Origin of the sequence: Bacillus nitratireducens (genome assembly GCF_036320425.1) — a bacterium.
GTDB classification, from domain to species: Bacteria; Bacillota; Bacilli; order Bacillales; family Bacillaceae_G; genus Bacillus_A; species Bacillus_A nitratireducens.
This window is the reverse complement of sequence record NZ_JAUMJO010000001.1, coordinates 761229-775350: the sequence shown is the minus strand read 5'-3', so window position 1 is coordinate 775350 and position 14122 is coordinate 761229. Positions and strand designations below refer to the sequence as shown.

Sequence of the window (14122 nt, the reverse complement as noted above, 5' to 3'; positions counted from 1 at the left end):
GAAGCTTTGACTATATATGGTCAAAGCTTTTTGTTGACGGTTAACTTTGTAAGCGTTATCATTAAAGTGTTAACAGTACATACAAAGGGGAGAGAGTGTATGTTAGTTCAAACGATATTTGGAATGGATGAAACGAAAAAATTAGGTAACTATGTGAATGCGTTGCAAGCACTTTGTGAACAATATGATATTGAAACAGATCGTATCGCAATTATCGAGGCGACAGAAGAATATTATTTATTTCTAGTAAAGCAAGAAGATTGCTATGATGTTGTAAAAGTAGAAACGGTGGATACGAATATTGATTACTATACGAAAGCTTATAAAGTAAGTAGCTTTAATCATACTTCTTATCAAATGTAAAAAACTCCCGAAATGGGAGTTTTTTTATGATGCTTTCGATTCAGGTGAATGATCCGTTAATGGCACTGTTTTTGCACCACTTAATTTTGCGATAGCAAAACCGATAATAGCCCCAACTAATGCTGGTACTAACCAGCCAATTCCTTCATTATATAATGGAATAAACTCAAAATAAGATGTGATAAATGAAACAGGAATATTCCCTTGTTTTAATCCGTCAAAAACGCTAACAACTGCTGTTCCGATTAAAGCACATACATAAACAGATCGATAGCCACCGAAATATTTATGAAGTAATGATAATAACACGAGTACAATTGCGACTGGATATACAACAAGTAAAATAGGAACAGAGATGGCGATAATTTTTGTTAAACCTAAGTTGGCAACTAATAATCCTAACAAGCAAATGATACTTGCTAACATTTTGTATGAAAATTTTGTCAATAATGTTGAGAAGTATTGACTGCATGCAGATACAAGTCCAACGCATGTTGTTAAGCAAGCAAGTGTAACGATAAGAGATAACAGAATTAGACCATATGGACCGAATAATTGTTGTACGATAGCGGTAAGTAGCTGTCCTCCATTTTTTGCGTATCCGAGAGAGACACTAGTTGTACCGAGCCAGCCAAGTGCACCATATACAAGTACGAGACCAGTAGCGGCAATAAGTCCTGCTTTTGCTGTTGCGATGGCAATTGATTTACGATCACTCACACCTTTTGAGCGAATTGCATTTACAACGATAATCCCAAATGCAAGTGCTGAAATGGTATCCATCGTTAAGTATCCTTCCATAAAACCTTTGAAAATTGGAGAAGTTTGATACTCTTGCATTGCTGGTCCAGATTGCCCGAGGGGTGTAAATACACTCTTAACGAATAATAAAAAAATAGAGAGTAATAAAATAGGTGTTAATACACTTCCGATACGATCGACGAGCTTAGAAGGGTTTAAACTAAGCCAAAATACGATAGAAAAGAAGATGACTGTGTATAAAAATAGCACTAGGCTGCTAGAGCGAATAGTTTCTGGTAAGAAAGAACTAACCCCCATTTCATAAGCGACATTAGCAACACGTGGAATGCCCATAGATGGACCGATTGCAATGTATACAACTACTGTAAAGAAAATTCCGAATAATGGGTGAACATGACTTGCAAGTTGCTGCATTCCATTTCCTGATAAAGAAATAGCGATAACAGTAAGTAACGGTAAACCAACTCCTGTTAGTAAAAAGCCAATCATCGCTGGCCAAAAGTTTTCACCAGCATTTTGTCCAAGCATTGGAGGGAAAATTAAATTTCCTGCCCCAAAAAATAAAGAAAATAGCATAAGGCCTGTGAAAAAAACATGTTTTTTTGATACAGTGTTCATTGTTTTTCCTCCTTTTTGTAAATTCATTGTAAGAACACAAAAAACTCGTCCCTAAAGAAAGGGACGAGTTATATTTACCCGCGATACCACCCTAATTTATACATGTAGAAATGAATCTATATGCATACGGCTTTGCAACGTACAACATGATACGTGTTCCTTGTAACGGGGGACATCCGGTAAGAACTTACTTCAGCATTCGGTTCTACTTCTCGGAGATGATTTTCGGTTAAGCACTGAACGTTGGCTTTCAGCAAATCGCCAACTCTCTGGGGAACAGTCCTATAACGTACTCGTTCTCGTCAATGAATTTTTATTCAAGTATTCTGACAGTATTTTCACACGTTTTTTTTAGAAAGTCAACATATTTTTTGGGAAATATATTTTCCTGTAGAAATATAGCTGAGAATATAAGGTTGAATGCTGTTTGTAAAAATGCTGTAAAACATTATAGGGAATTGTAAAGTTTATGGAGAAAATCGATATTTATAGGAGTAAAGAAGGTATTGTTAGAATTTACAGAGAATAATACAACAATCCACTTGCTGGAAAGAACAAACCAAAAGAGGTGACTGAAATGCTTGCGATGGGAGTATTATTTGGCATTATTGCTATAATTGGTTTTATGTGGTTATATTATTCGCGTTCGTTTAAACAAGCAGAAGTTTTACTCTTTCAAAAAGGTAGTTTGTTGACAAATCAGTCTAGATATTTAGTATGTCCGAAGTGTGGAAGTGCACAGGCCAGGAGTGGAGGATATCAAGAGTGTTGCAAAATTAGATTATGAAAGAAGGAAGCCTCACATTATTTTGTGAGGCTTCCTTCCTTACAATTTCATGGCGCTCCAAATGGTCCAACGATCTCTTTCGATAATAGGAGAGACGTTTTGCAATGCTGTTTGGATATGAAGTAGAAGTTGAGAAAGTTCATGATCTGTTAATTCATATAGAATGGATCGTCCAGTTCGGGGGGATAAATCTTGCAGCAATGCTTCTACAGAATTATGTGTTTTTCGTACTTCCCATTGTGTTTGTATGGGGAACGCTTGAAGAGAATATTGTTGTAATTCTTGCTGTATAGTAGTGGTTTTTGGTCTTCTTTTTGATTCTATTTCAATGAGTTTTGGAAATACAGAGAAAAAGTATCCACGAATGTGATCAGGGCTTCCTGGAATTGTACAATCTTCAATAGTTCGGTCTTGTAAAATAAGTATACCGTCTTTTTTTAATATGCGAGAAGCCTCTCGTATAAAAATAGGAATATCTTGTAAGTGATGAATGACGGCACGCGAAATGATCAGGTCGAATGTTTCGTTAGGGTATGGAATGTTGTGCGCATCACCGTGAATGAATGAAATGTTTGGGAAGCCTTTACAGTTTTCTTTTGCAGCTTGTAATATTTCTTTTGAAAAATCAAGCCCAACAACACTTTTGGCTCCCATAAGAGCAAGTTCTTTCGTATAAATGCCGCCACCACAACCTATATCAATTACTTGTTTATTTTGCACATCTACAATATTGTTTATTGTTTCCTGCCATGAAATATGTGCGTTACGACTTGCATACGTATACCTATTATTTGCATCATGAAAATTAATGGACATTGTAAAATCCTCCCTTCAGTGTATAGTATAGCTCATTCTATATAATGTAACGTTTTTGTTTTATGTATGAGGATCATAAGAATTTCTTATTGGAAAAGGAGAATCGATTTGAAAGGGAAGTATTTAATTTTTTTATGTGTTATTTTACTCGCGTCGTGTGGTCAAGCCGAGGAAAAGAAAGAATCGAAACAAGTAGAGGAGACAGTGAATGAAGTGAAAGAACCATTACAAGTAACTGTTATACAAAAAGGTACAGAAGAAAAAAAATTAAAGAAAATGGATGCGGAGTTAGTGGTGGATATTATAAACAAAGCAGAAAAACAAGAAGTAACAGGTAGCTTTGGTGAACCAGAATATGAAATACAAATTAGTAGAGATGGGAAAATAGAAACGTATTATGCATGGTTAAGAGGAGAAGATCGACGGGGATGGGTGCAATATAAAAAAGCTATGTATATGCTGAACGAAAAAGATACGGAAAAACTTTTGGCTATATTTCCAAAAATTCCAGAACAAAAAGAAGATGAGATGCAGGTAGGGCCTTTAACGGAAGTAACGAAAAAAGATTGGCAGATTACCGCGTTTCATATTAAAGCGGGTGATCAAAAAATGAATTATACAGTAAGATATACGATTTCACAATCACTATATAATAAGTTAGCGAAGGAACAAGAATATTATTTGCAATTGATTTTCCCGGAAAAGGTTCAAAAATTAATTGGAGCGAAAGAAAGTGAAATAATTCCAGCTGAAAAAGTAAAGGAAGGGTATAAACAGTATGAATTGAAGGTTACTGTTCCCATAAAAGATGCTTCAGAATCACAATTAAAGGCACTAGAAAGCTATTATGATAATTACGATTTACAAATATTAAATAGTAAGAAAGAAAAAGTAGGAGCATTTCGAAACATTATTCAAATTGTTAAAGAGTATGGTGAAAAAATGAATTTACAAAGATAAAGTGAAACTTTAATCAGTGGGGGGCATCCCCTACTGATTATTAGCTTTTACTAATCGAGATAAATGTGAATCGTAAAGCCTATATAGATTTTCCTAGGAAATGATAAGAGAGGGGAAAGACTCCCCTCTCTATTACTTTGCTTTTGCAGATGTCTCACTCATTGATTTTCGTGTAATAAGAAAAGAAATCATAAGAGCGGAAAGAATGATAAGAGCAATAAATAAGTGATTTGGCAACAAATCTAATAATAATACGTAGCTAACGGTATAAAAAATAAGAGTTGAAGCTAAAAACGATAGAGCGCCTATCATAAGAGATTGTAATTTCATTTGTATATACCTCCTTTCATTTATATTTTTGGCTAAAAATGGATGTAATAAACATTATTTCTAACAATAGAAAAAAATATGTCATAATAAAGACAAGAATAAGTTTTGATGAGTGTAAATGACTCAGTAAAGCGAGATAAAGGAGAGGAATATGAAAAATAATAAAAAAGGGTTATGGGGAATTATCGTTGCAATAGGATTATTTTTACTGTCTAAGTTAAAGTGGGTATTTGCCATTTTTAAGTTAGCAAAATTTTCAACAGTATTTAGTATGTTTTTATCGCTTGGTGCATACGCAGTCATATATGGTTGGAAGTTTGGGGTAGCACTCGTTTATTTGTTGTTTGTACATGAGATGGGGCATTTATGGGCAGCTAGAAGAAAAGGTATACCAACATCGCCAGCAATCTTCATACCATTTATGGGAGCTCTTATTGGGATGAAAGAGATGCCGAAAAATGCAAAAGATGAAGCTTACATTGCATATATGGGACCTCTTTTCGGATTACTTTCATTTTTACCCGCGATCCCACTTTATATAATAACGAAAGAGCCGTTTTGGGCGCTGATTATTTTACTTGGAAGTATGATTAATTTCTTTAACTTAATTCCAGTTTCTCCGTTAGATGGTGGACGAATAATTTCAGTTGTAAGTACGAAAATTTGGGGAGCAGGGCTAGTTGTACTACTTGGATATTCTATTTACTTCAAAAGTATTTTAGGTGGATTTATTGTTATTATCGGTTGTATGGAATTGTATAGAGTAATAAAGAGAGAGGAACCGATTAAGGAATTAGGATATAAAATCGATGGAATGAAAGAATATGTTGCTAGGCTTGAAGAGGAATTAAAAGAAACTGGTGCGGTGCATCGAACGATTTATATGATTCATCATGAGATGAATGTATTAAGACAAAGAGAGCGTGAGAAAGAATTAAAAACAGGAGAAATTCAAAAAATCGAAGTGCTAGAGTACCTTTTACCAAAGTTTGAGCCACTTGATTATGTCCCATATGAAGATGAAAAAGATGAGTATACAATTCATATAAGAGAAGCATTTGAAGTGTCGGAAAGAAAATTAAATGAATGGGAAATAGAAAAGGAACAACAAGAAAATTATTATAAAGTTGATACGAAAACAAAATGGACAGTTTTTGCTTGTTATATCGGATTAATGGCTATACTCGGTTATACAGCTTATGAAGGTTATATTGTTTTACAAGAGCATTTGCCAAAGAGAAATTTGTAGGAAAATAGTGTCGAAATGACAAGAAGAATTTAAACAGGAATTACATTTCTGCGAGAGAATGTTACAAGTGTAACAGTACATTGTAATATTCATAGTAGAAAAGGAGTTCTGTATATGAAGAAATTGTTAAGTGTATTGGTAACTATTACTGTAATGGCAATAGCGAGCTATAGTCTTATGAAAGTACTATTGTATTATGCGAATAAGTCTGCTGGAGTAAATACAGTAGCACAAATAGAAGATGTGCAAGAGAAGAAGAAGCCACTTGAATTTGTTCGTACGACACATGAAAGTTATAATAATTTCTTGAACTATGGTAAGGCAGAGAAATATACAGATGGGGATTGGAAACATTTTAAACAATGGTTTCAAGAGCAAGAACCTTCATTAAAAAATATACATAAAGAAATAAAAAATGAAAAAATAAAACGTGATGTGAATAGAAGTTATGAAATTGTAAAAAAAGGTGTGGAGCTTCAGAATATTGAGTATGTAGTCTATGCTCATCGCGTATATCATGACTTGGATATACTTGTGAATAAATATAAAGGTGAAACGAATGTGTGGGGGTATACCGAGTTTGGAGATGGGCAGAATATACAAGTAATTGAACAAGCAATACAAACGAAGTAGTAGGCTAGCTAGAATTCTAGTTAGCTTTTTTTTGAGCACTATTAATGATGGCTAATTAAAATTTACTTAATATGTGCATTGTTCATATATTTTTCACAAAAACACCATGTTAATAGTGATTAAAATCACAATATGTATTATACAATTCAGTTAAACTAAAAACAGTTAAAGAAATAGAGGAGTGGGATACAATGTTAAGTGCAAAAACAATTGAAATCGTTAAGTCAACAGTACCGTTATTACAGGAAAAAGGCGTTGAAATTACAACGAGATTTTATCAAATTTTATTTTCGGAACATCCGGAGTTATTGAATATTTTCAACCATACGAATCAGAAAAAGGGAAGACAACAACAAGCATTAGCAAATGCGGTTTATGCAGCTGCAATGTACATTGATAATTTAGAGGCTATTATTCCGGTTGTAAAGCAAATCGGTCATAAGCATAGAAGTTTAGGTATTAAAGCAGAGCATTATCCAATAGTAGGCACATGCTTACTACGAGCGATTAAAGAGGTCGCAGGCGCACCTGATGAAGTTTTAAATGCATGGGGAGAAGCGTATGGCGTCATCGCTGATGCATTCATTAGCATTGAAGCGGGTATGTATGAAGAAGCTGCACATAAAGAAGGGGGATGGAAAGATTTCCGCAACTTTGTGATTGTTAAAAAAGTGAAGGAAAGCGATGTTATTACATCATTTTATTTAAAACCTGAAGATGGCGGGAAAGTTTCATCATTCATCCCGGGACAATATGTAACGATTCAAATAAATATTGAAGGTGAAACATATACGCATAATCGTCAATATAGCTTATCTGATGCTCCTGGAAAAGAATACTATCGCATTAGTGTAAAGAAAGAAAAAGGTGTAGATACACCAGATGGTAAAGTATCTAATTACTTACATGAGCATGTAGGGGAAGGAGATGTCTTATCAGTAAGTGCACCAGCGGGAGATTTCGTGTTAAATATGGAGTCAACATTACCTGTTGTATTAATTAGTGGTGGAGTAGGTATTACACCGATGATGAGTATGTTAAATACGATAATCGAACAAGAATCAAAGCGTAATGTATGCTTTGTTCATGCGGCGATAAATAGTAATACACATGCGATGAAAGAGCATGTTGAGACAGTAGAAAAAGAGTATGAACAAGTGAAAGCATATACTTGCTATTCTTCACCGTCAGAGCAAGATGTGGAAATGAAGAATTTTGACAAAGAAGGATTCATTGAACGTGAATGGTTACAAACTATTATTCCAACAACTGAAGCAGAATTTTATTTCTGTGGCCCAGTACCATTTATGAAGCATATAAATGCTGCATTAATTGATTTGGGTGTTAAACAAGAGAACATTCATTATGAATTTTTCGGTCCCGCAGCAAGCTTACAATAGATTAACATTACTAAACAAAAAACGAGGTATTATTTTACCTCGTTTTTTGCTTGTTCTCTTAATAAGCGATTTACTGTTTCGCGGCGTACACCTATGAGCTGACCAATTTCAGTTTGTGTTAATATTTCATAAATAGGAATGTCACCTAAATATAAGGTGAACCACTCTTGTAAACGATGAAGGCGCTCTTTAGGAGAGACAGTTGTCAATTGATCGATACGCTGTTGCATCATTCTTAATTTCGATTGTAATTGCATAGCGATATTTTCATAAGATGCAGGATTTGCCCGGAGTTGATCGTACCATTCATTGCTAAGTATAGGCTCAACTTCTGTTTTCATTAAAGCGATAGCGGTACCGTGATATTCCTTCGGTGAAATTAAAGAATGGTGAGGTATCGTTTCACCAGGAACGATAATATTAAATAAAAATGGTGTTCCGTCTGCTTCTAACCGAATAACTTTTAATAAACCTGTTTTTATAAAATATAATGGACCGTCCTCACCTTGACGGAATAATACATCTCCCTTATGTAGAATCAATGTTAGCCCCCCATTAAAACATTTCTATTTCTTATATTTTAGCGTATATGTATAAAGACAATATGCTTTTTAAACAGCAATTTCATTGACGAAATGTATGCTATTACAGTAGTATACTATTTAGTGTGTAATAGTACTAGCAATGAATACGCTGTAGGGGGTTTAGTATATTGTTAGATGCGATGAAGATGACGGATATGAGAATTCCAGCGAATGCTACCATTCATGTAGAAGAGATGAAAGGTGGAGTCGTTTTATCCGTTGAAATAGACGGCCAAATTATTTATACGATGGCTTATGATGAAGAAACAGATAGTTATGCTGAATTATATGATCGAAATGATAAGAGGGCGTGCCAAGTACATGAAGACTTTATGGGATGGTCACTTCTTCACTAAAAAGATGTCAATACGACATCTTTTTTTATTGAATCGATAGATTATACAAAGAAATGAAATATAAGGATAAAATTTGTAATAAATGATTTTGCATTGTTAGCACTTTGTAACTGCATGCGACCTTTTTTTTCGCTATCATAAAGATAACAGTCGTAGCTATAGGAGTGATCAACTTGAAGAAAGTACATATTTCAAATTTTATGTTATTAAGTGTTTGTTTAGTTTTATTTGTTCTCCTAGGAGCCTTTTTATATTCATGTGTATAAGAAAAAACGCATTCTAGAAAGAACGCGTTATAAAAATGAAGTAATGATTAATCTAGTTCCAAGAATAATTAATGTGATACGTAATAAATTAATTACGGCATTACCGCTTAATTTTGTGTTAATATAAGCCCCGATTTTTCCGCCAACCCATGCACCAGGAATAAGAATTAATGCATAAGCCCAGCTGACATTTCCTAGAGAGATGTGAGTTAAAGAACTTACAATTGCTGAGAGAAATACGATAAACATTGAAGTTGCTACAGCAATGTGTGCTGGGAACGCAAAAAGGAGCATCATTGCTGGCACAAGTAAGGCACCACCACCGATTCCAAATAATCCGGATATAAATCCAACTATAAAGGCAATAAAGATAGCGAGAAATGGTGGAAATTGATAGTCTACAGTATTTCCTTCGTTATCTGTAAAAGATCGCTTAATTACAGTCATATTTGATAGGGAAAGAGGTTTCAATTTGTCTCGTAGTATAAGAAGAATGGAGACGAATATAAGAAAAATCCCAAAGTATAAAGAAAATGTATCTTGGTTTAAAAATTTGTTTGCCCATGATCCGATAATACCACCAGGGCCACTCCCGATAAATAAAATAAGTCCACTTTTATAATCTACCCGTTTATGCTTCATATAAGTAAGGGTAGAAGCCAGCCCTGTAAAAACGACTGTTACCATAGAAGTTCCTACTGCGAGCTGTGGTGATAAACTGTGTAATCCAATTAATAACGGAACGATAATAATTCCGCCCCCAAGCCCTACTAGGCTCCCGACTGTCCCGGCGATTAGTCCGATGAAAAGTAACATGATGTATTCCAAAATTGCCAACTCCTCTATATAACTTATCCACCAATCATTATACACGCTTTTTAATAAGAAATAGGCTTGTTCACAAAAAAGTCGTCTTCCTAGAAAAATAAGGAAGACGACTTTTAATTAAAAGATTAAGTGTAATAAGGAGTAAAATAACGCAGCTAAAGAAGCTGAAATTGGAAGTGTAATAACCCATGTAATTAACATGCGTTTTGCAGTTCCCCATTTTACACCTTTCACACGATGAGAAGCACCAACCCCTAAAATAGAAGAAGAGATAACGTGCGTCGTACTAACCGGTAAGTGAATGAATGTTGCACCGAAAATAACAAGTGATGATGATAAATCGGCAGCTACACCATTTACAGGACGAATTTTCATAATTTGTCCACCGACAGTTTTAATAATTTTCCATCCACCGACAGAAGTACCAAGACCCATTGCGATTGCACAACATAATTGTACCCAGAACGGAATGTCGTCAGAAGTATGATAGTTATTGGCCATAAGAGCCATCGTAATGATTCCCATTGCTTTTTGCGCATCATTCGTACCATGCGTATAAGCTTGTAATGCTGCAGTGAAAATCTGGAATATACGGAAGTTTTTGTTCGTTTTCGTTAAGTTAAAGTTTTTAAAGACTACTTTAAAAATACTGTATACGATATAACCAATAACAAAAGCGATAATCGGTGAAATGATTAAAGCTTCAAGAATTTTAATGAATCCTTTAAAGTTTAATGAGCTAATACCGGCAGCAGCAATTGCTGCACCAGCGATTGCGCCAATGATTGCATGCGAAGAACTACTTGGGATACCGTAGTACCAAGTAATTAAGTTCCAAGCTATTGCCGCAAGCAAAGCAGCTAAAATTACAAGGGAACCATTTTGCAAAGCAAATGGGTCAACGATATCTTTTGTAATCGTTTTTGCTACACCTGTAAATGTCATCGCACCTAAAAAGTTCATAATAGCTGCCATAACAATTGCATGTCTAGGCTTTAGAGCTTTCGTTGAAACAGCCGTTGCAATAGCGTTTGCTGTATCGTGAAATCCATTGATAAAGTCAAAAGCTAAAGCGCAAATGACTACTAAAACGGTCAGTATCAAGAGTGTATCCATGATCAAACTCCTTACGCGTTCTTCATAATGATTGTTTCTAATACGTTTGCAACGCTTTGGCAGCTATCTGCTACTTCTTCAAGCTCTTCGTAAATCTCTTTGTATTGAATAATCTTAATCGGATCTTTTTCACGAGAGAATAAGTGCTTAATCGCATGACGGCGAATATCATCACATTGTGATTCGTAATCCTTAATCTTAATCGCGTTCGTACGAATGTCGACTAATTTCTTTTTAGACAGTAGTTCAACAGAGTTTGCAATTTCAATTGCACATTGATTAATTGCTTCTACGAATTTAATCATGTATTCATCAGCTTCTGTAATAGAATACATTTCGAATAGACCAGCACTATGATCTAATCCGTCTAATACATCATCCATACTCATTGCAAGTTGTAGGATGTCTTCACGTTCAATAGGAGTGATAAACGCTTTGTTTAACTCCATAATGATTTCGTGAATGAATGAGTCACCTTTTGACTCATAATCTTTCATGCGCATAGAAAACTCTTTTAAATCGCTAGCATTTTTAATTTTATACTCCACGAAAAACTGCGCGCCTTCTTTTAAATTTTCGGAAACATTCATTAACATTTCAGAAAATTTATCTTTTTTTGATTTAAAGACCATTATTAGTTACCCCCACAAAAGTAATATATGTAAAATATATTGGCTAGTCAATTCTAACAAAAAACTGTCGTTTTTTAAAACATTTTATCGAAAAGTTTACAAAAACTTAACATAACTCACATTGTTGTATTAATAATATTAATACTAATGGTGAATATCTTACTTGTAGAATGTCCTTTTCTTGTAAAAAGTATGAATGTGAAAGAAAAGCTTTACACTATAGGAAAGACTACGTTATTATAATAAATTTAAAAGGAGGTATATTCTTCCTTTTAAAAAGAAGCGTGTAAACAAACGAAGGAAGTGAACGAATGAAATTGAAGAACACTCACTTTAAAAAAACGCTTGAGTGGTTCAATCAGAGGAAAAAACTACGCAATTCATTAATTGTATTGGGAAGTTTGCTCGTTACTCTATTTATTGCTGTAAATATAATAATTTCCATTCAAGATATATCTGAATTAAAACAAGCTGTGCCACAACCGACTTTAATTTATGATGCAAATAATGAAGTTGCGACTAAATTAGCTTCTTCTAAAACAGAAGGGGTCAAAAGGAAAGACATTCCTGATATTATGGTTCAAGCAATTGTTGCAGTAGAAGATAAGGAATTTTTTAGTCATCATGGCATTTACTATAGTGGAATCATAAGCGCTGTATTTAAGAACATTACAGCTGGTGAAGTTGTGGCTGGTGGTAGTACAATTACACAACAACTTGCAAAAAATGTATTTTTAACACAAGATCGCACATACTCACGTAAAATAAAGGAATATTTTTTAACAAAAAAAATAGAGCGTACTTATTCAAAAGATGAAATTATAGAAATGTATATGAATCAAATTTATTTTGGTGAAGGTGCTTGGGGGATAAAAAGAGCAGCTAAATCTTATTTTGATAAAGAGGTAAAAGATTTAACAATTTCAGAAGCTGCAACGATTGCAGGATTAATTAAAGCGCCATCTGCGTATTCGCCGTATAAAAACTTTAATAAATCCATTGAAAGACGTAATGTCGTATTAGGTTTAATGAAGGGACAAGGATATATTTCTGAAGAACAATATAATCAGGAGAAAGAATCAGGTCTTGTATTACGACGTGGTGTTGACGATAAATATAAGGGGAAATATTCTCAATACGTAGATTATATTATTAGAGAAGCGATGGACAAGTATGAATTAACACAAAATGAAATTTTAGCAGGTGGTTATCGTATTTATACGGAACTTGACCCGAAAAAACAACAAGCGGTTGAAGATGTTGTGAATAATGATAGTTATTTTAAAGATAGTGGTTCAGATCAGCTTATGCAAACTGGAGTGGTCCTTATGAATCCCAAAACTGGCGGTGTTCCAGCTTTAGTTGGAGGTAGAGGTCCATATCAATTTTTACAGTTTAATCATGCAACACAATTAAAAAGGCAGCCCGGTTCAACGTTAAAGCCTCTTGCAGTGTATGTACCAGCGTTAGAGCAAGGATATGAAGTATACGATGTTTTAAAAGATGAACCATTTAATATTAAAGAATATGCACCACAAAATAGTGATCATACGTTCCATGGTAATGTGACGATGTATGAAGCAGTGGCAAAGTCATATAATGTTTCAGCAGTTTGGCTATTAGAGCAAATTGGATTAGATAAAGGATTGAAATCTTTAGAGCGGTTTGGTATTCCATTAGAGCCTGAAGATCGTACGTATCCGATTGCTTTAGGCGGTATGCATGTAGGGACTTCTCCATTTGTAATGGCTCAAGCGTATAGCACATTGGCAAATGATGGTGTCCAAGTAGAAGCTCATGCTATTAGAGAAATCCAAAATGCTGAAGGGGAAACAATTGGAAAATGGTACAAGAAAGAAACTCGTGTGACGAACGAGAAAGTTGCCCAAAAGATGACATACTTATTAAAAGGTGTTATTGAAAGGGGAACGGGTGAAAAAGCGAAAGTTAATAATATCGATACCGCAGGCAAGACGGGGACTACCCAGCTTGTAAATGGACCAAGTACTGGTGCGAAGGATTCGTGGTTTGTTGGATACACGCCGGATTTAGTAGGTGCGATTTGGGTAGGGTATGATAAAACAGATAGTGAGCATTATGTGCCAGGAGGCAGCCAAATTACAACGACAATGTTCCGGGACATTATGAGGAAAGCGAATGTAAATCCAGCTCAAAAGGCATTTCAGTTATCACTAATACCTGAGGCGGATTATACAAAGCAATTAAAAATGATTGAGGAAGAAAAACGAAGAAAAGAAGAAGAGAAAAAACGAAAAGAAGAGGAACAACAAAGAAAAAAAGAGCAACAAGAGTGGTTTGACAAAGTGAAAGAGTGGATTCCATCATTTTGGTAAAAGAAAGAGGCGAATAACGAAATTCGCCTCTTTTTCGTATGGAAAATAAAGTGGAACTTTAATCGGTG

Annotated in this window: 15 protein-coding genes and 1 other annotated feature; of the genes, 8 read left to right on the top strand and 7 right to left on the bottom strand. The window is 34.7% G+C overall.

Going from position 1 to position 14122, the window contains the following annotated elements:
* The first annotated feature begins 6 nt into the window (after nucleotides 1–6).
* Nucleotides 7–363 carry a DUF3992 domain-containing protein gene (locus Q3V31_RS04070; protein ID WP_141435259.1) on the top strand — a complete coding sequence of 119 codons (357 nt, stop codon included), beginning with the start codon at nucleotides 7–9 and terminating at the stop codon, nucleotides 361–363.
* Nucleotides 364–387: 24 nt separating this feature from the next.
* Here the strand turns inward: Q3V31_RS04070 and brnQ3 are convergent, their stop codons facing one another.
* Entirely contained in the window at nucleotides 388–1743 is a 1356-nt protein-coding gene (brnQ3, locus tag Q3V31_RS04065; protein WP_097872597.1) for a branched-chain amino acid transport system II carrier protein BrnQ3, read from the bottom strand.
* A 56-nt stretch (nucleotides 1744–1799) separates the two neighbouring features.
* Nucleotides 1800–2058: a binding site (T-box leader), on the bottom strand.
* A gap of 262 nt (nucleotides 2059–2320) precedes the next feature.
* On the opposite strand from brnQ3, the gene Q3V31_RS04060 reads away from it, so the two are divergent.
* On the top strand, nucleotides 2321–2530 hold the full coding sequence (locus tag Q3V31_RS04060; protein WP_000880630.1) for a hypothetical protein: 210 nt from the start codon (nucleotides 2321–2323) through the stop codon (nucleotides 2528–2530).
* Between the two features lie 39 nt (nucleotides 2531–2569).
* Here the strand turns inward: Q3V31_RS04060 and Q3V31_RS04055 are convergent, their stop codons facing one another.
* On the bottom strand, nucleotides 2570–3346 hold the full coding sequence (locus Q3V31_RS04055) for a class I SAM-dependent methyltransferase (RefSeq protein ID WP_000026271.1): 777 nt from the start codon (nucleotides 3344–3346) through the stop codon (nucleotides 2570–2572).
* 108 nt (nucleotides 3347–3454) lie between these two features.
* Here Q3V31_RS04055 and Q3V31_RS04050 point away from each other — a divergent pair, with 108 nt between their 5' ends.
* On the top strand, nucleotides 3455–4306 hold the full coding sequence (locus Q3V31_RS04050) for a YhfM domain-containing protein (RefSeq protein ID WP_000677048.1): 852 nt from the start codon (nucleotides 3455–3457) through the stop codon (nucleotides 4304–4306).
* A 132-nt stretch (nucleotides 4307–4438) separates the two neighbouring features.
* On the opposite strand, the gene Q3V31_RS04045 is transcribed toward Q3V31_RS04050, so the two are convergent.
* Entirely contained in the window at nucleotides 4439–4636 is a 198-nt protein-coding gene (locus Q3V31_RS04045) for a hypothetical protein (protein WP_090813083.1), read from the bottom strand.
* Nucleotides 4637–4787: 151 nt separating this feature from the next.
* On the opposite strand from Q3V31_RS04045, the gene Q3V31_RS04040 reads away from it, so the two are divergent.
* From Q3V31_RS04040 to hmpA, 3 genes are all read left to right on the top strand, one after another.
* Nucleotides 4788–5885, top strand: a complete 1098-nt coding sequence (locus Q3V31_RS04040) for a site-2 protease family protein (RefSeq protein ID WP_000794484.1) — start codon at nucleotides 4788–4790, stop codon at nucleotides 5883–5885.
* A 114-nt stretch (nucleotides 5886–5999) separates the two neighbouring features.
* Nucleotides 6000–6518 carry a hypothetical protein gene (locus Q3V31_RS04035; protein WP_000735541.1) on the top strand — a complete coding sequence of 173 codons (519 nt, stop codon included), beginning with the start codon at nucleotides 6000–6002 and terminating at the stop codon, nucleotides 6516–6518.
* Nucleotides 6519–6709: 191 nt separating this feature from the next.
* Nucleotides 6710–7918 carry an NO-inducible flavohemoprotein gene (gene hmpA, locus Q3V31_RS04030; RefSeq protein ID WP_097872595.1) on the top strand — a complete coding sequence of 403 codons (1209 nt, stop codon included), beginning with the start codon at nucleotides 6710–6712 and terminating at the stop codon, nucleotides 7916–7918.
* Between the two features lie 29 nt (nucleotides 7919–7947).
* Here the strand turns inward: hmpA and Q3V31_RS04025 are convergent, their stop codons facing one another.
* Nucleotides 7948–8460, bottom strand: coding sequence for a Crp/Fnr family transcriptional regulator (locus Q3V31_RS04025; RefSeq protein ID WP_000600572.1), 513 nt, complete (start codon nucleotides 8458–8460; stop codon nucleotides 7948–7950).
* 170 nt (nucleotides 8461–8630) lie between these two features.
* On the opposite strand from Q3V31_RS04025, the gene Q3V31_RS04020 reads away from it, so the two are divergent.
* A complete protein-coding gene (locus Q3V31_RS04020) occupies nucleotides 8631–8858 on the top strand; it encodes a hypothetical protein (protein ID WP_000883005.1) in 228 nt (75 codons plus the stop codon).
* Nucleotides 8859–9151: 293 nt separating this feature from the next.
* Here the strand turns inward: Q3V31_RS04020 and Q3V31_RS04015 are convergent, their stop codons facing one another.
* The 3 genes from Q3V31_RS04015 to Q3V31_RS04005 form a co-directional block, all read right to left on the bottom strand.
* Nucleotides 9152–9952 carry a sulfite exporter TauE/SafE family protein gene (locus Q3V31_RS04015; protein WP_000455750.1) on the bottom strand — a complete coding sequence of 267 codons (801 nt, stop codon included), beginning with the start codon at nucleotides 9950–9952 and terminating at the stop codon, nucleotides 9152–9154.
* A gap of 117 nt (nucleotides 9953–10069) precedes the next feature.
* Nucleotides 10070–11068, bottom strand: coding sequence for an inorganic phosphate transporter (locus tag Q3V31_RS04010; RefSeq protein WP_000380280.1), 999 nt, complete (start codon nucleotides 11066–11068; stop codon nucleotides 10070–10072).
* A gap of 11 nt (nucleotides 11069–11079) precedes the next feature.
* Nucleotides 11080–11700 carry a DUF47 domain-containing protein gene (locus Q3V31_RS04005; protein ID WP_000231441.1) on the bottom strand — a complete coding sequence of 207 codons (621 nt, stop codon included), beginning with the start codon at nucleotides 11698–11700 and terminating at the stop codon, nucleotides 11080–11082.
* 311 nt (nucleotides 11701–12011) lie between these two features.
* Here Q3V31_RS04005 and Q3V31_RS04000 point away from each other — a divergent pair, with 311 nt between their 5' ends.
* Nucleotides 12012–14054, top strand: coding sequence for a transglycosylase domain-containing protein (locus Q3V31_RS04000; RefSeq protein ID WP_097872594.1), 2043 nt, complete (start codon nucleotides 12012–12014; stop codon nucleotides 14052–14054).
* Nucleotides 14055–14122 lie beyond the last annotated feature (68 nt).

Coding starts and splice junctions, on each gene's coding strand:
- brnQ3 (WP_097872597.1), bottom strand. CDS start 1,743: ATGAACACTGTATCAAAAAAACATGTTTTTTTCACAGGCCTTATGCTA.
- Q3V31_RS04060 (WP_000880630.1), top strand. CDS start 2,321: ATGCTTGCGATGGGAGTATTATTTGGCATTATTGCTATAATTGGTTTT.
- Q3V31_RS04055 (WP_000026271.1), bottom strand. CDS start 3,346: ATGTCCATTAATTTTCATGATGCAAATAATAGGTATACGTATGCAAGT.
- Q3V31_RS04045 (WP_090813083.1), bottom strand. CDS start 4,636: ATGAAATTACAATCTCTTATGATAGGCGCTCTATCGTTTTTAGCTTCA.
- Q3V31_RS04040 (WP_000794484.1), top strand. CDS start 4,788: ATGAAAAATAATAAAAAAGGGTTATGGGGAATTATCGTTGCAATAGGA.
- Q3V31_RS04035 (WP_000735541.1), top strand. CDS start 6,000: ATGAAGAAATTGTTAAGTGTATTGGTAACTATTACTGTAATGGCAATA.
- hmpA (WP_097872595.1), top strand. CDS start 6,710: ATGTTAAGTGCAAAAACAATTGAAATCGTTAAGTCAACAGTACCGTTA.
- Q3V31_RS04010 (WP_000380280.1), bottom strand. CDS start 11,068: ATGGATACACTCTTGATACTGACCGTTTTAGTAGTCATTTGCGCTTTA.
- Q3V31_RS04005 (WP_000231441.1), bottom strand. CDS start 11,700: ATGGTCTTTAAATCAAAAAAAGATAAATTTTCTGAAATGTTAATGAAT.
- Q3V31_RS04000 (WP_097872594.1), top strand. CDS start 12,012: ATGAAATTGAAGAACACTCACTTTAAAAAAACGCTTGAGTGGTTCAAT.